General features: G+C 56.5%; 19 protein-coding genes and 1 other RNA gene. 12 read left to right on the top strand and 8 right to left on the bottom strand.

Annotation, left to right across the window (positions count from 1 at the left end):
- Positions 1–300 carry an ATP-dependent Clp protease adapter ClpS gene (gene clpS / locus JDEN_RS04420; RefSeq protein ID WP_015771173.1) on the bottom strand — a complete coding sequence of 100 codons (300 nt, stop codon included), beginning with the start codon at positions 298–300 and terminating at the stop codon, positions 1–3.
- A gap of 49 nt (positions 301–349) precedes the next feature.
- On the opposite strand from clpS, the gene JDEN_RS04415 reads away from it, so the two are divergent.
- Positions 350–1,675: a nicotinate phosphoribosyltransferase gene (locus JDEN_RS04415; protein WP_041288173.1), complete on the top strand. Its 1,326-nt coding sequence runs from the start codon at positions 350–352 to the stop codon at positions 1,673–1,675.
- 76 nt (positions 1,676–1,751) lie between these two features.
- On the opposite strand, the gene JDEN_RS04410 is transcribed toward JDEN_RS04415, so the two are convergent.
- Positions 1,752–3,476, bottom strand: a complete 1,725-nt coding sequence (locus JDEN_RS04410) for a DEAD/DEAH box helicase (RefSeq protein WP_041288172.1) — start codon at positions 3,474–3,476, stop codon at positions 1,752–1,754.
- Between the two features lie 137 nt (positions 3,477–3,613).
- The gene (locus tag JDEN_RS04405) at positions 3,614–3,943 is read right to left on the bottom strand and encodes a DUF3039 domain-containing protein (RefSeq protein WP_049754422.1); all 330 of its coding nucleotides are present in this window, start codon (positions 3,941–3,943) and stop codon (positions 3,614–3,616) included.
- 127 nt (positions 3,944–4,070) lie between these two features.
- On the opposite strand from JDEN_RS04405, the gene JDEN_RS04400 reads away from it, so the two are divergent.
- Positions 4,071–4,457 carry an RNA-binding S4 domain-containing protein gene (locus JDEN_RS04400; RefSeq protein ID WP_015771169.1) on the top strand — a complete coding sequence of 129 codons (387 nt, stop codon included), beginning with the start codon at positions 4,071–4,073 and terminating at the stop codon, positions 4,455–4,457.
- Positions 4,458–4,502: 45 nt separating this feature from the next.
- Positions 4,503–6,098 carry a threonine/serine exporter family protein gene (locus JDEN_RS04395; protein ID WP_015771168.1) on the top strand — a complete coding sequence of 532 codons (1,596 nt, stop codon included), beginning with the start codon at positions 4,503–4,505 and terminating at the stop codon, positions 6,096–6,098.
- A 16-nt stretch (positions 6,099–6,114) separates the two neighbouring features.
- Here JDEN_RS04395 and JDEN_RS04390 read toward each other — a convergent pair whose 3' ends face one another.
- Positions 6,115–6,540, bottom strand: coding sequence for a hypothetical protein (locus JDEN_RS04390; RefSeq protein ID WP_041287819.1), 426 nt, complete (start codon positions 6,538–6,540; stop codon positions 6,115–6,117).
- Between the two features lie 229 nt (positions 6,541–6,769).
- On the opposite strand from JDEN_RS04390, the gene JDEN_RS04385 reads away from it, so the two are divergent.
- From JDEN_RS04385 to JDEN_RS04345, 9 genes are all read left to right on the top strand, one after another.
- Entirely contained in the window at positions 6,770–7,582 is an 813-nt protein-coding gene (locus tag JDEN_RS04385) for a DUF4184 family protein (RefSeq protein ID WP_015771166.1), read from the top strand.
- Positions 7,583–7,825: 243 nt separating this feature from the next.
- The gene (locus JDEN_RS04380; protein ID WP_015771165.1) at positions 7,826–8,476 is read left to right on the top strand and encodes a DUF6318 family protein; all 651 of its coding nucleotides are present in this window, start codon (positions 7,826–7,828) and stop codon (positions 8,474–8,476) included.
- The gene (locus JDEN_RS12940; RefSeq protein ID WP_015771164.1) at positions 8,473–9,297 is read left to right on the top strand and encodes a PKD domain-containing protein; all 825 of its coding nucleotides are present in this window, start codon (positions 8,473–8,475) and stop codon (positions 9,295–9,297) included. Before JDEN_RS04380 ends, JDEN_RS12940 begins: the two co-directional genes overlap by 4 nt.
- Before the next feature lie 143 nt (positions 9,298–9,440).
- Entirely contained in the window at positions 9,441–10,082 is a 642-nt protein-coding gene (locus JDEN_RS04370; protein ID WP_015771163.1) for a DUF6318 family protein, read from the top strand.
- A 190-nt stretch (positions 10,083–10,272) separates the two neighbouring features.
- Positions 10,273–10,644 carry a hypothetical protein gene (locus JDEN_RS04365; RefSeq protein WP_015771162.1) on the top strand — a complete coding sequence of 124 codons (372 nt, stop codon included), beginning with the start codon at positions 10,273–10,275 and terminating at the stop codon, positions 10,642–10,644.
- Between the two features lie 163 nt (positions 10,645–10,807).
- Positions 10,808–11,443, top strand: coding sequence for a DUF6318 family protein (locus tag JDEN_RS04360; protein ID WP_015771161.1), 636 nt, complete (start codon positions 10,808–10,810; stop codon positions 11,441–11,443).
- Between the two features lie 229 nt (positions 11,444–11,672).
- The gene (locus tag JDEN_RS14090) at positions 11,673–12,323 is read left to right on the top strand and encodes a DUF6318 family protein (RefSeq protein ID WP_226926603.1); all 651 of its coding nucleotides are present in this window, start codon (positions 11,673–11,675) and stop codon (positions 12,321–12,323) included.
- A complete protein-coding gene (locus tag JDEN_RS14085; protein WP_231953673.1) occupies positions 12,287–12,601 on the top strand; it encodes a hypothetical protein in 315 nt (104 codons plus the stop codon). The genes JDEN_RS14090 and JDEN_RS14085 overlap by 37 nt, the downstream gene beginning before the upstream one ends.
- A gap of 48 nt (positions 12,602–12,649) precedes the next feature.
- On the top strand, positions 12,650–13,075 hold the full coding sequence (locus JDEN_RS04345; RefSeq protein WP_015771158.1) for a hypothetical protein: 426 nt from the start codon (positions 12,650–12,652) through the stop codon (positions 13,073–13,075).
- 158 nt (positions 13,076–13,233) lie between these two features.
- Here JDEN_RS04345 and ssrA read toward each other — a convergent pair.
- From ssrA to ftsX, 4 genes are all read right to left on the bottom strand, one after another.
- Positions 13,234–13,604: a transfer-messenger RNA gene (ssrA, locus tag JDEN_RS13395) on the bottom strand.
- A gap of 106 nt (positions 13,605–13,710) precedes the next feature.
- A complete protein-coding gene (gene smpB / locus JDEN_RS04340) occupies positions 13,711–14,226 on the bottom strand; it encodes an SsrA-binding protein SmpB (protein WP_049754510.1) in 516 nt (171 codons plus the stop codon).
- Positions 14,227–14,378: 152 nt separating this feature from the next.
- Positions 14,379–15,851, bottom strand: a complete 1,473-nt coding sequence (locus JDEN_RS14240; protein ID WP_083775108.1) for a M23 family metallopeptidase — start codon at positions 15,849–15,851, stop codon at positions 14,379–14,381.
- Positions 15,851–16,765: a permease-like cell division protein FtsX gene (gene ftsX, locus JDEN_RS04330; protein WP_015771155.1), complete on the bottom strand. Its 915-nt coding sequence runs from the start codon at positions 16,763–16,765 to the stop codon at positions 15,851–15,853. The genes JDEN_RS14240 and ftsX overlap by 1 nt, the downstream gene beginning before the upstream one ends.
- Between the last annotated feature and the right edge of the window lie 3 nt (positions 16,766–16,768).

The raw sequence follows: 16,768 nt of genomic DNA, 5'->3' as shown, positions 1-16,768 counted from the left end.
CTACTCCTCACTGCGCATCATCGTTGCCCACAACCCATAGTTGTGCATGGCTTGGACATCAAACTCGATTTTCTCGCGGCTGCCCGTCGCCACCACCGCGCGACCCTCCGTATGGACCGTCATCATCAACTGATGCGCCTGCCCACGCGGATAATTGAAATACGTGTGAAACACCCACTCCACATAGTTCATTAAGTTCACCGGGTCATTCCACACAATAAGAACCCACGGCTGAGAATCCAGTTGGGCTGCGTCGTCAATGACAGCAAGTTGTTCGGTGGGTGCACTCACACTGTCCATGCTACGTGAGCAGGCGCGCCATCCCTTCCACAGGCGGTACGGTGTGTCCATGAGCGTTGCGTTAATGACAGACAAATACGAACTCACGATGCTGGATGCGGCACTCGCCCACGGGTCAGCACACCGCACCTGCGTGTTTGAAGTCTTCACACGACGCCTGCCCTCCTGGCGCAGATACGGTGTTGTTGCCGGAACCGGACGCTTCCTCGAAGCGCTCAACCATTTCCACTTCACCAAGGCCCACATCGACATGCTCCACGCCGACGGTGCACTGTCAGACACCACATTGGACTACCTGGCAAACTACCGCTTCACGGGCACCATCAGCGGGTACGCCGAAGGGGAAATCTACTTCCCCCACTCCCCCGTCCTCACCGTCGAAGGCACCTTCGCAGAAGCCGTCCTCCTGGAAACGCTGGTCTTGTCAATTCTCAACTACGACTCAGCAGTCGCATCGGCAGCATCACGAATGACAGCCGCAGCACACGGCCGCCCCTGCCTGGAAATGGGGTCACGACGCGCGCACGAAGAAGCCGCCGTCGCCGCGGCACGAGCCGCGATCATTGCCGGATTCTCCGGAACCTCCAACCTGGAAGCAGGCTACCGGTACGGGGTCCCCACAATCGGAACCTCCGCGCACGCGTTCACCCTCCTGCACGACACCGAAGAAGAAGCCTTCGCCGCACAAGTTGCCGCACTCGGAACAGGCACCACCCTGCTCGTGGACACCTACGACGTCACCCAAGGCGTCACCACCGCCATCAAGGTTGCAGGAACATCCCTGGGGGCAGTGCGCCTTGACTCAGGTGACCTAGGAGCCCAAGCCCACACAGTCCGGGAACAACTTGACCGACTTGGTGCCCACAACACCACCATCATCGTCACATCTGACCTCGATGAATACGCCATCGCAGGCCTCCAAGCAGCCCCGGTGGACGGGTACGGCGTGGGAACAAAAGTCGTCACCGGGTCAGGTTCAGCCACCTCATCCATGGTGTACAAACTCGTCGCCCGCGAAAACTCAGCCGGCATCATGGAGCCCGTGGCCAAGGCATCCACCTCAAAAAGTTCCATTGGTGGACGCAAAACAGGGGCACGACTCCTCATCGACAACGAAGCCAGAGAAGAGGTTGTGCTCGTTGGTGAACGGGACGCCACTACGGCTTGGTTGTCCACCCACCCCGACTACCGACCCCTGGAACACACCTTCGTGGACGGTGGAACCGTTGACCCCCAATGGACTGGGCGCGAAGGTCTTGACAGAGCAGTGGCCCGCCACGCAGCATCACGAGCAGAACTTAACCCTCACGCGTTACGCCTGCAGTCCGGCGACCTCGCCGTCGATACCACAATGCTGCCGGTAGGAAACCTGTAACCCGGGACCCCTCAGACCGCCGCTCGGCGGTTGACCTTCACCTAGCCCATGTGGTTCACGGCTGGCGGGCGGGACATCATTTTCGCCCCACAAACCAACCACGCACGACCTCTACACGCCGTTCTAACTGGTCACGGGACGCCAGCGGCACCTCAGGGCCCCCTGACCTTCGGCGTAGTTCGTTGTGCACTGTGCCATGAGGTTGACCAGTTTTGCGCGCCCACGCATTCACCAACTTGTTGAGCTCTCTTCGTAATTCAGCAATAGCCCGGTGATCCATCTGCGAGCGCTCAGCGTTCTGGGTTTTCGTGGAGCTTTGTTGGTGTTGGCGTTGGCGTAGCAGCGTGGTGACTTGGTCGGCGTCGAGGAGCCCTGGTAGTCCCAGGAAGTCTTGTTCTTCGGCGCTACCAACGTCTGCGCCTAACCCGAACTCTCCGCCGTCGAACAAGACACGGTCGAATGAGGCTTGAGATTCCAACATTTCGAAGGAGCCTTGCACCAGAGAATCTGATGCTTTGTCTTCCCGGTTTGCTGCGGCAAGAAGGGCTGCTTCTGGGTCGTAGAGTTCTTGGGTGTCTGAGGCTGGACGGTCAAGAGCGTGGTCGCGTTCCTCTTCCATGGTGTTCGCCAAGGCGAGCAGGGGTGCCACGGAAGGGAGGAACACGGTCGCGGTTTCACCGCGTTTACGGGCGCGCACGTAGCGCCCAATGGCTTGGGCAAAAAATAGGGGGGTTTGGGTGCTGGTGGCGTACACGCCAACGGCAAGGCGTGGCACATCGACGCCTTCGGAGACCATGCGGACCGCAACCATCCACCGGTCATCTGATTCAGAGAACTCCTCAATGCGGGCTCCCGCCCCGGAGTCGTCTGACAGGACAACGGTGGGCGACACCCCGGTGATACGGGCCAGGTGACCTGCGTAGGCGCGTGCATCATCTTGGTCAGAAGCAATAACCAACCCACCGGCGTCCGGCACTGTGCGGCGGACTTCGGAGAGTCGTTTGTCGGCGGCGGCAAGGACCGAGGGGATCCATTGGCCTTGGGGGTCTAGTGCGGTGCGCCACGCCTGCGCGGTCATGTCCTTGGTCATGGCCTCACCAAGGTTCGCAGCGATTTCGTCGCCCATTTTCGTGCGCCACCGCATTTGCCCGGCGTACGTGAGGAAGATCACTGGGCGTACCACGTGATCGCGGAGCGCCTGCCCGTACCCGTAGGTGTAGTCCGCAACGGAACGGCGGATACCGTCAGGGCCTTTGTCGTAGCGGACAAACGGGATTGGTGCCGTATCAGAGCGGAACGGGGTCCCGGTGAGACTCAACCGGCGGGTTGCCAGATCAAACGCTTCGTGGATTGCGTCACCCCAGCTGAGGGCGTCACCACCGTGGTGGACTTCGTCAAGGATGACGAAAGTTCGCGCATTGGCGGTTCGGTTGGCGTGCAGAGCCGGGTTAGCGGCGACTTGGGCGTAGGTCAGTGCGACACCGTCGTAATGGTCGGCAAGACGCCCTTGGGCGTTCTTGTAGTTCGGGTCCAACCGGATCCCCACCCTGGCTGCGGCATCTGCCCACTGGTGTTTGAGATGTTCAGTTGGCGCCACCACGGTGACTTTACGGACGATGCGCGCATCGAGTAGTTCTGTTGCTAACCGCAACGCGAACGTTGTTTTCCCCGCGCCTGGTGTCGCTACCGCCAAGAAATCTCGCGGCTGGCGTTCACGGTATACCTCAAGCGCCTCGGCCTGCCAGGCGCGAAGCTTCGTTGCAGTCCCCCACGGGGCACGAGTCGGATACGTCGGAGACAGGTGCTCGGCCGCTGCAACGGAGGCAGCCTGAGGGGCACGTCCCGAACCGGGAAGATAGTCACCCGCCGCAAGACCCCGCGAACCCTCAGACTGATCCTCATCGGCAAGCGCCGCTGAAAAAAGATCGATCTCAGGATTCACTTGTCTGAATCACCTGAACCTGGCTCATTGTCCTGAGGTTCACGAAGCCCCTCATAAATTTCCTTACAGATGGGGCACACAGGGAACTTGTTGGGGTCACGGCCAGGCACCCACACCTTGCCGCATAATGCGATGACCGGTTTCCCCGACATCGCCGACTCCATAATCTTTTCCTTGCGCACATAGTGAGCAAAACGCTCGTGGTCGCCAGGTTCGACCTGCTCGGTCGTTTCCTCACGCTCCAACACGCTGGTCGTCCCACCAGGCTGGGATCCGCCCCCAAGATCAGGGTGATCCCAAAACGGATCAGACGGCGTGGAACTCATCCGAGATTGCACACTCATGAGCACTACTCTACGCGGAACACCCCGCCGCGCGCTGCACCGACAACAGTGAGACACCCAACGCTGCGCGCCACCTGCGCACGACACCAGTCACGCGTACCCTCGTACTATGACAGGCAATCCCACCGGCCCCACGCATGCCCGCGTCGACCAGTGGGTGTGGGCGACACGCCTCGCCAAGACACGCTCACTGGCCGCCAAAGCGGCCCGCGCAGGCCACATCACCATCAACGGCGAACGCGCAAAACCAGCAACACAGGTCGCTGTGGGTGACCGCATCACTGTCCGCATCGGTGAGGTGTGGCGCGACGTTGAAGTCAGCGCCATCATCACAAAACGCGTTGGGGCACCGGTGGCCGTGACCTGTTACATCGACCACACACCACCCCCACCAACCGATGCGGCACCCCCCATGCCCCGACGCGACCGTGGCGCTGGGCGGCCGACAAAACGCGAGCGCCGCCAACTCGACGACTTCCTCGGTCGACGTCACTAATACGCCCCCGCACCCCGCGCATCAACACACCTGCAGGAGAACACAGTGACCACACCCGCAGAGGGCACCCCCACCGACGATCGCACATCGGCCATGGACGAACCACAGGCGGCTGTTCCACCCACCGGGCACCACCCCGCTGCGACCGCCGACTACGCACCCACCCAGCCCTCCGCAGCCTCCGCGTTCCGCAACCCAGACGACCTCCTTGCGGACCTTCAAGACCTCGGAGACGAACTCCCCTCCTTCACCGCGAAAAACCGCAAACGACGCCCCAAAGCAGCCGACGCTGAAGTGGTCCGCCCCAAAGCGCGACTCCCCCTTGGGCAACTTGTCTCCCGGCTCCTCAAAGACCCCACCGCCTCAGTGCCCATCGAACGCCCTGAGGACAAAGTCGACCACATCCTCACCATGATGCGAGTCCTTGGGCTTGCCATGCTCGACGCCGGACAAGCCACCAGCGACGTCCAAGAAGCCCTCTTCGTCATTGCACGCGCCTACGCGATGCCACCCGTGCGCGTCATTGTCATGCCCACAGTGGTCATTGTCCAAATTGAAGGAACCGACCGGCGCATCGAAATAGGGTCCGTGCACGGCGAAAGCCTGCGCTCCGACCAAGCGGCCGCGATCGATGACCTCATCACGAAAACCCGGCGCGGCATCATGGAACCTGACGCTGTCATCGAACACGTCGGAGCGATCACCCGATCGCAACCACGATTCGGATGGTTCCTCCAACTCATCGGCCACATCATCATGACCCTGTCCATTGGGTTCCTCATCAACCCGGCCGCATCCGCGATCCCCGCCTACCTCATCCTGGGCACCATCGTGGGATCGCTCGTCCTCATCAGCGACAAATTCCCCACGATCAAATCGGCGCTCCCCGTCATCGCCGCAATCACCGTGACAGTGGTCGCCTCCCAGTTCCTGACCGGGTTCACCGACGAACTGCCCTTACGACTCATCGCCCCCGCACTCGTCCCCTTCCTGCCCGGTCTCACCTTGACTATCGCGGCGTTGGAACTAACCCGCAATGAGGTGATCTCTGGCTCATCACGGCTCATCTATGGGATCGCACAACTTTTACTCCTTGCGTTTGGGGTTGTCATCGGCCTTGAGCTTGTCCCGGGCCACACCACATCCACTGACCTTGTTCTCAACACCATTGGACCGTGGGTTCCGCTGCTAGGTATCACCTTGCTTGCCATGGGGTACGTGCTGGCACTCTCAGCACCAGAAGGAGCGTTCCCCTGGATCGTGCTCGCACTGACTGCCACTTGGGGAATGCAACGCCTCGGCGCGTTTCTTGTCCCCGCTGAAATCTCCGGTTTCTTCGGTGCACTCATTGTTGTGCCGTTGTCCCGGTTCCTCTCCCAGTTCCGCACAGCCCCACCCGCCCTCGTCATCCAGGTGGTGTCCTTCTGGATCCTTGTGCCTGGGTCGTTAGGGTTCATCAGCTTCACTGAAGCTGCTACCGGATCAAACGAAACAATCAACATTCTTGTGTCCACCGGGATGGCCATGTTCTCCATCGCGCTGGGGATCCTCGTCGGCTCAGGACTGGAACGCAACGGTGGGGCTCTCCGCGAAAAGCGCCTTTCCCTGCGCCATCTGGCAGACAAAGCCCGAAAAAAGTAACCACAACGACAGCTTCTTAATCCTGGCGGCTCACTGAGCTCAGGACAGCGATTTCCTCACCTTGACAGCCGTCAGGCAGCGAGGTGAATTCCTCAGCGTCACCGGGCAAGAACCCCCCTGTCCCACGGATCGCGGTGCCTTCCGTGAGGGCAACACCGTTGGGCAGAATAACGCCTTCACCATTGCGGGAGATCCTGGTTCCGTCAGGCCATGCCACCGGGTAGGTTTTGGTGGTGTCAAGATGGGTAACGCCAAGACACCCAGACGGTAATGACGTGATGGAGCCAATGACTTCTGCCTCCATGCCGGTAAGCCCCTGCGTCACAATGACCGCCGTGGTCTCACCGGCAGTGTCGACGGTGACCTTGCCGCCAGGCTCATTAGTTGCGCAGGCTCCCACAGCACAGGCGATGAGCGCTGCACCGATCAGGACTCGTCTCATGCCACTTACATTATCGTAAAAAACACACGAAAAGCCGTGTTCCTCATCGAGGAGCACACACCGCAAACATCATTTCACCTCTTGCCCCTCATAGACGCGCGAATGATGTTCATCAAAGCCATGTCCACCTTCAGGTGGACGCAGCGCCGTGACGTGGATTCTTACACTGATGTGTGCGCACCCCTGCAGTGCCCTTTGTTGTTGCCTACTCACCGTGTTCAGGACACCTATGCCCATTACTTTCGCTCACCCTGCTGCGGTTCTTCCCTTCATGGGTGGCCCCTGTGTTCCCGCCGCTCTTGTGGCTGGTGCTCTGGCACCCGACGTGCCTTACTTCCTTCGCGCTCTTCGTATCCCTGTCAGTGCACAGTCGTGGTGGGAACCGTTCCTTAACGCCACCACAACACACAATTGGCCCGGCGCCCTCATCATCACCATCCCCCTCGCCTTCTTTCTTTACGCGTTCATTGTTGCGTGCGCGCGTCCAGCACTGTGGGTGTTGCCAGAATCGGGGAGTACACCACAAACTCCACAACGCGCCGTGGCGATACGGGGAGTGTGGGTCGTTATCTCTCTGCTCATTGGTATCCTGACGCACGTCATCTGGGATTCGTTGACGCATAGCGATGGGTGGGTTGTCATGCAGGTCACCGCACTTCGAGCTGAGGCAATGGGAACGCTCACCTGGGCCCGGTTATTGCAGCACGTGAGCAGTGCGGTGGGGCTTGGTGCGCTCGTCGCCGTGGGTTGGGTCCGGAGAAACTCCTGGCTCCCTAGTGCTGAGAATGTACGCCGTGTTCGTTTCTTTCGAGTTCTTGCTGCCTTGAGTGCGACCGCCATCCTTGGGGCTATCACAGTAGGCGCTGCACGGTATGACTCACTTGCCCCGATGGATTATCATCTGACAAGCATCGCGCTTGGCGCCGGGCTGGGAGCTCTCGTGGCCACCGTGACACTATCAACGATGTGGTGGGCGATACGGCCCGACCGGGCCACCCAGCAGTCCCGTGACATCGACGCGCAAGAGCCTGCCACCAGGTGAGGCAACAACGAGTCCGTCACCGTATCAGGGACTTTCCCCATACCCTCGGTTACGGATGCGCACGGTAGCGCAACAACACTCACAACGATGACCAAAGCTCATGGAAGTATTTGGTATCAGCCCGGTGCGTGACCGGTGGGTTGTGGTTGAACGGCTGGGTTGGGGTGTGTTGTTCCCCTGGTTTGTCCACAGGGCAGTGATGCCCATGTGGTCTGGTGGTGTGGGTGCGGTGTGATTGTGGGCATGTCTGTTTCTTTGTTGCGCGGTCGAACTGTTCGTCGTGTCCTTAGTGTCCTTGTTGTTGCTGGTCTTCTCGGTGCAGGGGTCACCGGGTGCTCTAACGATGCGGGAGCCAAGACTGAAAACACTGTTGACGCCTCCCCCACACCAACCAACACACCCACAGACGGGGACGGTGACAGCGCTGAGGAACCAGCCCAAGACACACCAGCCGAACCCGAACAACGCCCAGTCCCAGAAGAACCCGAAGCCATGAAAACCGGCGACAAAGCCGGAGCCATCGCCGCAGCAACCTTCTTCGTCGAAGTCATCGAATACTCCCTACACTCAAACAACCCAGAACTTCTCGAAAAATACTCATACGAGAATTGCACAAACTGTAATAACCTGATTGAAACAATCGCCTATAGGTCGAAAAACGGCTATGAATCGCTGGAAACCTCATATGTGATCAACTCAGTCGGAACGCCTAGTTATGTGGGAACCAACCACATCATCTGGGGAGTACCCATGAGTATCACCAGTAAGGAACAGCTTAATAGAAAAGAATCTGAACAAATTGAGACCAACAAACTCACCATTTACGTCACCTACGAAAATGGTGAATGGGACCTCACTTCGATTGACCCAGATGGAGGACAGAGCACAAAGTGATCGATCCGCTAATCCTGTGGCCCGTTTTGTTATACCAGAATCTCCCAGTAACTATTTTCTCGGAACCAAATGTCACCTGGGAGGAACCAGGAGAGGCTGGAGTTGGTGATGTGGAACAAAGAAATAGTGAACTCCCCGTGGCGGGGATCCCGAATGGGCCGAATCAAACATCAGTTAATGCCACAACTAAGACGCAAATCTCATTGCCTGATGGAGCGATTCATGGCAGGTGTCCTGAGGGTTCTGAGGGTCAGGATGCGTTGTTGTGGGTTGAGCATTTAGCTGTGTATGGGGGGAATAATTTGGGTGATTCCCCCGAGGGGACTGGGGGTTATGTCATGTACTGCTACCCAGATATGGAGGAGGTGAGTGCGGAGCCGATTGTGATTTCTGTGTCAGCTAAGGACTTTCAACGACTACCGTTACGCGGTTCTGGGATCGTTGTTGAACCAGACCGTGACGACTACATCATCCGCCTTCCCGTCATCGCTTTAACCGACCCCTCCCCACAAATCCTCACCACAACCATCCTTGGTGTTGGTGTAGCAATCCGTGCAACCCCAATCGAATACTCCTGGGACTTCGGCGACCAGACCCCTGCCCTCATCACCACAGACCCAGGCCGCTCCTACCCAGAGCAAACAGTAGAACACCTCTACACACAACTTGGCCAGTTCACCATCACCCTCACCACAACCTGGGAAGGCGAATTCTCCATCGACGGCGGCACCACCTGGCTCCCCATCAACGGAACAACCACAACAACCAACACCACCAACCCCATCACCATCGAAGAACGCGTCCCCCTCCTCACCGGCTAACCACCACACACGCACGCAGGCAGACCAACAAACCCACCCACACCCGCAAGACTGCTATCGCCCTCTCCCCCGTATTTCCCTGTTCCCCACAGGGCAGCAATACCCATTCAAACCAGTTATGTGCATGCGATGTGATTGTGGGCATGTCTGTTTCTTTACTGCGTAGTTACGCTGTTCGTCGTGTCTTTGGTGTCCTTGTTGTTGCCGCTCTTCTCGGGGCAGGGGTCACTGGATGCTCTAACGATGCGGGAGCCAAAACTGAAAACACTGTTGACGCCTCCCCCACACCAACCAACACACCCACAGACGGGGACGGTGACAGCGCTGAGGAACCAGTCGAAAACACACCAGCCGAACCCGAACCACGCCCCACACCCGTAGAACCCGAAGCCATGAAAACCAGCGACAAAGCCGGAGCCATCGCCGCAGCACAATACTTCGTCGAAGTCATCGAACACTCCATGCACACCAGCACCACAGACCTACTCGAAAAATACTCCTACGAAAAATGTTCCATGTGCAACGAGTACAAAAGAACGATTGCCAAAAGGAAGGACAACGGCATCCTTGTTACTAACTCCCAATACGAGATAAAAGATCTAGGACCCGCGTCGCTGTGGGGGAAAAAGCAACTCATTTGGGAAGTTATGCTAAATCTTTCAGTAAAAGAAGAATATGAAAACTTCGACGAATCATACACCACTGAGCATTCACTATTGTTCTACGTGACTTATCTACCTGATGGGTGGGTCTTGACCGAAGTCACGCCTGCGAGTAAAAAATGAATATTCTATACGCAACGGTAGTTGTTTGCGCACTCTTCCTACGTTCCGAAGGTTCATTAACCGAATTTCAACCTGGGTATTCACAAGCTGCATCAGTTGATCTACTAGGTCAATAATTGATGGAAAATGAGTATATCACTGCCACCCAACCAACACATTCTTCGCACGCTCCTTCGGATAAAAAACCAAAATGAAAAATGGTCAACGGTTTGATTTGCCTTCTGGTGCGGTTTTGGGTGCGTGTCCTGAGGGTTCTGAGGGTCAGGATGCGTTGTTGTGGGTTGAGCATTTAGCTGTGTATGGAGGGAATAATTTGGGTCATACTCCCGAGGGGACTGGGGGTTATGTCATGTACTGCTACCCAGATATGGAGGAGGTGAGTGCGGAGCCGATTGTGATTTCTGTGTCAGCTAAGGACTTTCAACGACTACCGTTACGCGGTTCTGGGATCGTTGTTGAACCAGACCGTGAAGACTACATCAGTCATCTTTCCGTAATCGCTTCAACCAACACCACCAACCCCATCAGCATCGAAGAACGCGTCCCCCTCCTCACCGGCTAACCACCACACACACGCAGGCAAGCAGACCAACAAACCCACCCACACCCACACCCACACCCACACCCACAAGACTCCTATCGCCCTCTCCCCCGCATTTCCCCATGCTCCACAGGGCAGCAATACCCATTCAAACCAGTTATGTGCATGCGATGTGATTGTGTGCATGTCTGTTTCTCTGTTGCGTAGTTACGCTGTTCGTCGTGCCCTTGGTGCCCTTGTTGTTGCTGGCTTTCTCGGGGCAGGTGTCACCGGGTGCTCTAACGATGCGGGAGCTAAGACTGAAAACACTGTTGATGGCTCCCCCACACCAGTTAGCACTCCCACCGACGGGGAGGGTGACGGCGCTGGGGAACCAGTCGAAGAGACACCAGCCGAACCAGAGCAACGCCCCACACCCGTAGAACCCGAAGCCATGAAAACCGGCGACAAAGCCGGAGCCATCGCCGCAGCACAATACTTCGTCGAAGTCATCGAATACTCCATGCACACCAGCACCACAGACCTACTCGAAAAATACTCCTACGAACACTGTGACCGCTGCGCCCACTTCGTCGAAGTAATCAATACACGCCAAGAAAAAAACGTGCTCCCAAAAAGTGTAGTGATCAATTCATCGCAAGAAGGGCACCCTGAATTTAGAGGTGAAGGTGCAATAATTTGGAGGGTTCCCATGCGCCTTCAAATAAGCGAACAGTGGGAAACAGGCAAAGAGCCCCGAAAAGAAGACGTAAAAGTGTCAATTTCAGTTGCAAACGAGAATGGCCGCTGGGTTTTAGTAGGAATTGTGGCAGAAGATTAATGATCCGACTATTAGTGGCACCACTATTATTGTTATCTCTATCTAACACCACACCCATACTAGGCTTTACTCCTGATGACAGCACTCGAGCTAAATGGGGACCTGAAAGCGAGGCATGAGAAGAAACATCTCAATCCCCGCATCGGACTCTGAGTCCGCACTTCCCGGTAGTCCACAGGGCAGTGATGCCCATGTGAGCTGGTGGTGTGGGTGCGGTGTGATTGTGGGCATGTCTGTTTCTTTGTTGCGCGGTCGAACCGTTCGTCGCGCTCTTAGTGTCCTTGTCGTTGCTGGTCTTCTCGGAGCAGGGGTCACCGGGTGCTCTAACGATGCGGGAGCCAAAACTGAAAACACTATTGATGCCTCCCCCACACCAACCAACACAACCACAGACGGGGACGGTGACAGCACTGAGGAACCAGTCGAAAACACACCAGCCGAACCCGAACAACGCCCCACACCCGTAGAACCCGAAGCCATGAAAACCGGTGACAAAGCCGGAGCCATCGCCGCAGCACAATTCTTCGTCGAAGTGTTCGACTATGATGCTCGAACTTCCAGCACGACACTAATGGATAAATATGCCTACAAGAAATGTACTCTTTGTAACGAAATGCGTTCTGACAAACAAAGACTAATAGACGAAGGAGAGATTTCATTTTGGGCTGAATACTCTGAAGCAGAGTACATAAACTCAACCTTTGTTGGTGACGAAGAAATAATCTGGGAAGTTGATACCGAGACGTCGTATCTCGAGCACGTAAGATCCTTGACGTCAAATGAGATCACTTCTACACGTACTGACCTTATCTTGACGATGCAAATTGGCTGGCTTGGAGACAGATGGGAACTCGTCTCGTTGGGATATTCAAAGAAATGAACAACCTTCTTCTCGCTCAAGCGATTTTCATTGCAACCTCATTTATCATCACTCAATCCACAACCTCAAGTGAAGACACAAGAGTTGCCTGGGGTGACAACTCAGTCAGCGTCAGCAAAAAAGATAAGTCACATTGGATTACTGACATCCCAAATGCTCCTAAAAAGGATGGCGGGAAAACTGCCGAAAGGGAGGTTTCCAATTCTCCAAAAATGCAAAATGGCTTATTGCAAAATGGGGTCACGATGGGATTCTGCAGCGAAGGCGTTGTGGGGTAAAATGCCTCCATTTGGGTTGATCATTTGGCTAAACGGGGTGGTGTGAATATGGGGGAAGCTGATGGAAGCTATATTTATTACTGTGTCCCAGGTATGGAGGAAGTGAGTGCGGAGCCGATTGTGATTTCTGTGTCAGCTAAGGACTTTCAACGGCTACCGTTACGCGGTTCTGGGATCGTTGTTGAACCAGACCGTGACGACTACATCATCCGCCTTCCCGTGATCGCTTTAACCGACCCCTCCCCGCAAATCCTGACCACAACCATCCTTGGTGTTGGTGTAGCAATCCATGCAACCCCAATCGAACACTCCTGGGACTTCGGCGACCAGACCCCTGCCCACACCACAACCTGGGAAGGCGAATTCTCCATCGACGGCGGCACCACCTGGCTCCCCATCAACGGAACAACCACAACAACCAACACCACCAACCCCATCACCATCGAAGAACGCGTCCCCCTCCTCACCGGCTAACCACCACACACACGCAGGCGCTGACGGTGAAGAAAAGGAATCCGATAACACGTCATATCGCTCGGGAGACATCCACTTCACATGCGGTTCCCCAAACGCACGACAATTACCCCTGAACAGCAGAAATGCCCCCGCCGTGTGGCGGGGGCATTTCCCATATGTGGAGCCGCGGGGAATCGAACCCCGGTCCGATGACGCACATCCAAGACTTCTCCGGGCGCAGTCTGCTCTGGATTTTCTCGGCCCCAGCACGCACGCAGACGAGTTGCTGACAGGCCCAGTCGTTTAAAAGTCCCTGCCACACCAACGACATGTGTGACAAGCAGTGGCTACCTAGCTGACGCCAGGCTCCCAGGCGATAGCAACCTGGGTCTGACGGACTTCAGGACTTACTGATCAGGCAGCAAGTGCGAAGTCGGTGCGCTTTGTATCGGCACCTATTGTTTTGTGAACAGCGTTTACGAGATAAGTTCACATCCTCGGCCCGCTTCCCTTGGAAACACGACCACCGTCGAAACCGATCGGCCCCTATGTGGTTATCAACCATCGTTACGCCACCCAGTGTGACCTGGTGGGTAACTCATACCAGTGTAACGTGACCCGTCCACTGATTATTCCGTGCACACTGCGTCACACTACATGTGTTGCCGGTGTCGCATCGCGCGGTGCGCTTCCAGATTATCCTGGCGTTCCCGCAACGCTTGACGCTTATCAAACTCACGTTTACCACGCGCCACCGCGATCTCTACTTTTGCGCGACCGTCCAAGAAATACAACTGCAAGGGAATGATCGTATACCCCTTGTCGGTGGAACGATCAGCAAGCCGTATCAGCTCTTGCCGGTGGAGCAACAGCTTACGTTTCCTGCGTGGGGCGTGGTTTGTCCACGTGCCATGTGAGTACTCAGAAATGTGAGCACCCTCCAGCCAGGCTTCCTGATTGTGGTCAATGGAAACCCACCCATCAATCAACGATGCACGGCCAGCGCGCAGCGCTTTGACTTCAGTGCCGCTTAACACCAACCCAGCCTCGTACACGTCCTCAATGAGGTAGTCGTGGCGAGCTTTCTTGTTGTTTGCGATCAGTTCACGGCGGGGAGCTGAGTCCTTTGCACGAGGCTTTGAAGACTGGGCCGCCGGGACGTTGTACATTTTCTGCTTAGCCACGTCAGCCCTCCTTTCCACTACCCTAACCACTGACGTCACGCACCCGTTTCCCAACCATGCTGGTAACGGGCCTTCCCATACCTTACGGCAGGGGCGCATCGACAGTCACGGTATTTCACAGTCAGTGAATGTGACTCTCACATCATCGTCATGGGGTTCACGGTTGACCCATTAACATACACCTCGAAGTGCAGGTGACATGCGGTCGAGGTTCCGGTTGTTCCCGAATACCCCAGGAGCTGTCCCGCCTTCACGCTTTGGCCTGACCGCACCGAAAATGACGACAAGTGGTTATAAGACGACATGAGGGACTTGCCGTTATATGAACCGTGGTTGATGAGCACCTGGTTCCCGAACCCGCCATAGTACTTGGCCCATTGGACCTTCCCAGAGCGTGCCGCGTAAATCGGTGTTCCACAGTATGCGCGCATGTCGGTTCCTGCGTGCAACCGGTGATACCCAAGGACTGGGTGCAACCGCCACCCATAGGAACTGGTCACCACACGGTAGGCGGTAGGCCACGCTGTGAACGCTTTCCCTGACCCACCGGATGAACCACCTGAGGACCCGCCCGACGATCCCCCAGAGGACCCGCCCGACGATCCCCCAGAGGAACCTCCCGACGATCCGCCTGAGGAGCCCCCTGACGAACCTGAGTTGTTTTTCTTTGCTTCTGCCTCAGCTTTTTTCCGCTCAGCTTCACGCCGTTCGCGTTCTTTGCGTTCTTCTTCCTTGCGTTGCGCTTCTTGCAACCCAGCGATCTCACGGATCTCAGAAGACAATTGCGCAGCCGACGCTTCTTCGCTCTTCAGCTGTTGTTCCGCGGCGTCCTTACGCGACTCAACAGCCGCGGCCGCCGCTTCCTGCTGTGCAATAAGGTTCTCCACCTCGCGCATCGCAGATTCCGCTGCTGCCTCTTTCTCCTCAGCAACCTTCACCTGAGCATCTGCCTCATCCTTGAGGACAGTGATCATGTCTTCGACAGCGGCAAGACGGATCTCAGCGTTCCGTGACAACGCTTGCGCATCACGTAACGCAGACAGCGACTGGCTTTGCGCCCGCAACGCCGTGTTGGACATTGAGTAGCGGTCCACAAAATCCTCAGTGGACTGCGCACCCACCACCATGCCAAACGTGGACATATCCAGGTCCCCACGAGCTGCTTGGCGAGCCATCTCCGCGACCCCGGCACGTGCCTGGGACATCGATTCCTCATTGGCTGCCACTTGCTCCTCAAGCGAGGTTTTCTCTGCTTGAGCGTCATCAAGTTTCGCAGCGAGCGCTTCTGCTTCCCGGACCGCTTCGTCAAACTCCGCACGGGCAATAGACAGGTTCGCTTGTGCGACAGGCAGTTCCGCCTGGATTTTTTGCAACTTCACATAGGCGTCAGCAAGTTCCGCATCTGTTTCCGCAAGTTCGGATTCCAGTTGATCGATCTGCTGCTGTGTTTGCTGCTGCTTGCGTTTGGCTTCATCCATGCGGTCATCAAGGTCTGAACCTTGAGCCGGTACCACCACCATGGCAAGGATCACAGACAGGACCAGTGCGCACGCACTCGCAACAACCCGCAGCGGGCGGACACCAAACATATGGGACGTTGCGTTCATCATCACACCTTTGTGTATCGGCTTAAGGTCACCAAAGATGAGATTGCAGCCAGCAAAATCGCAGCCGCAACCAGCCACGGAGCAACAAGAAGGACGTCCTGTGTTGTCACATAAGGGATCCAGTCCATGTTGCTCCCAAGCCATCCTTCCACGAGATAATGCACCCCTGCCCACAACGCTACACAAGCAAGCAACGCCCCAATGGTGGCAGCGATTGCCCCTTCAAGCATGAACGGCAGTTGGATGAAGAGAGTCGATGCGCCAACCAGTCGCATGATCCCGGTTTCGCGTTTGCGTGAGAGCGCTGAAAGCCGAATGGTGGTGGTAATCAGCAACACTGCCGCAAGGAGCATTACCCCAGCCAAACCTGAGGCCACCAAGGTGGCTTTGGTCAGCACATCGAACAGTGGTTCATAAATTTCGCGCTGGTCGCGAACTTCTTCCACCCCAGCACGCCCAGTGAGCACTTCATTAATGACCTGGTACTCCTCAGGGTCTGTGAGTTTGATGCGGAACGATGCGTTCATGTCGTCCACGCTCATCTCAGAGAACCACCACCGGTCAGAGAAGTTCTGCTCAAATGACACCCATGCGTCCTGTTTGGATTCAAACATCACGTCACGGATCTCAGGTGAGACCTCAGGGGACTCAAGAACATCTTCCACAGCGGCGATCTGGTCATCAGTTGCCTCGCCAGAAGCACACGACGGGACAGTTGAGTCACGCGGGCACAAATACACGGTGATCTCAACCTTGTCGTACCACTCACCCTTGAACTTTTGGATCTGCCCCTGGGTGAGGATCGCTGCCCCCACAAAGGTCAGTGACACGAACGTCACCAAAATCACGGAGATTGTCATGGACAAGTTACGGCGTAACCCAATACCAATCTCAGACAAAATAAACTGAACGCGCACTTG

The sequence above is a fragment of the Jonesia denitrificans DSM 20603 genome (assembly GCF_000024065.1).
Taxonomy (GTDB): domain Bacteria; phylum Actinomycetota; class Actinomycetes; order Actinomycetales; family Cellulomonadaceae; genus Jonesia; species Jonesia denitrificans.
Note: the sequence above shows the minus strand (reverse complement) of the source record. Positions and strands in the feature narration are given on the sequence as shown.

Coding starts and splice junctions, on each gene's coding strand:
- clpS (WP_015771173.1), bottom strand. CDS start 300: ATGGACAGTGTGAGTGCACCCACCGAACAACTTGCTGTCATTGACGAC.
- JDEN_RS04415 (WP_041288173.1), top strand. CDS start 350: ATGAGCGTTGCGTTAATGACAGACAAATACGAACTCACGATGCTGGAT.
- JDEN_RS04405 (WP_049754422.1), bottom strand. CDS start 3,943: ATGAGTTCCACGCCGTCTGATCCGTTTTGGGATCACCCTGATCTTGGG.
- JDEN_RS04400 (WP_015771169.1), top strand. CDS start 4,071: ATGACAGGCAATCCCACCGGCCCCACGCATGCCCGCGTCGACCAGTGG.
- JDEN_RS04390 (WP_041287819.1), bottom strand. CDS start 6,540: ATGAGACGAGTCCTGATCGGTGCAGCGCTCATCGCCTGTGCTGTGGGA.
- JDEN_RS04385 (WP_015771166.1), top strand. CDS start 6,770: ATGCCCATTACTTTCGCTCACCCTGCTGCGGTTCTTCCCTTCATGGGT.
- JDEN_RS04380 (WP_015771165.1), top strand. CDS start 7,826: ATGTCTGTTTCTTTGTTGCGCGGTCGAACTGTTCGTCGTGTCCTTAGT.
- JDEN_RS04370 (WP_015771163.1), top strand. CDS start 9,441: ATGTCTGTTTCTTTACTGCGTAGTTACGCTGTTCGTCGTGTCTTTGGT.
- JDEN_RS04365 (WP_015771162.1), top strand. CDS start 10,273: ATGAAAAATGGTCAACGGTTTGATTTGCCTTCTGGTGCGGTTTTGGGT.
- JDEN_RS04360 (WP_015771161.1), top strand. CDS start 10,808: ATGTCTGTTTCTCTGTTGCGTAGTTACGCTGTTCGTCGTGCCCTTGGT.
- JDEN_RS14090 (WP_226926603.1), top strand. CDS start 11,673: ATGTCTGTTTCTTTGTTGCGCGGTCGAACCGTTCGTCGCGCTCTTAGT.
- JDEN_RS14085 (WP_231953673.1), top strand. CDS start 12,287: ATGGGAACTCGTCTCGTTGGGATATTCAAAGAAATGAACAACCTTCTT.
- JDEN_RS04345 (WP_015771158.1), top strand. CDS start 12,650: ATGGGGGAAGCTGATGGAAGCTATATTTATTACTGTGTCCCAGGTATG.
- smpB (WP_049754510.1), bottom strand. CDS start 14,226: ATGTACAACGTCCCGGCGGCCCAGTCTTCAAAGCCTCGTGCAAAGGAC.
- JDEN_RS14240 (WP_083775108.1), bottom strand. CDS start 15,851: ATGATGAACGCAACGTCCCATATGTTTGGTGTCCGCCCGCTGCGGGTT.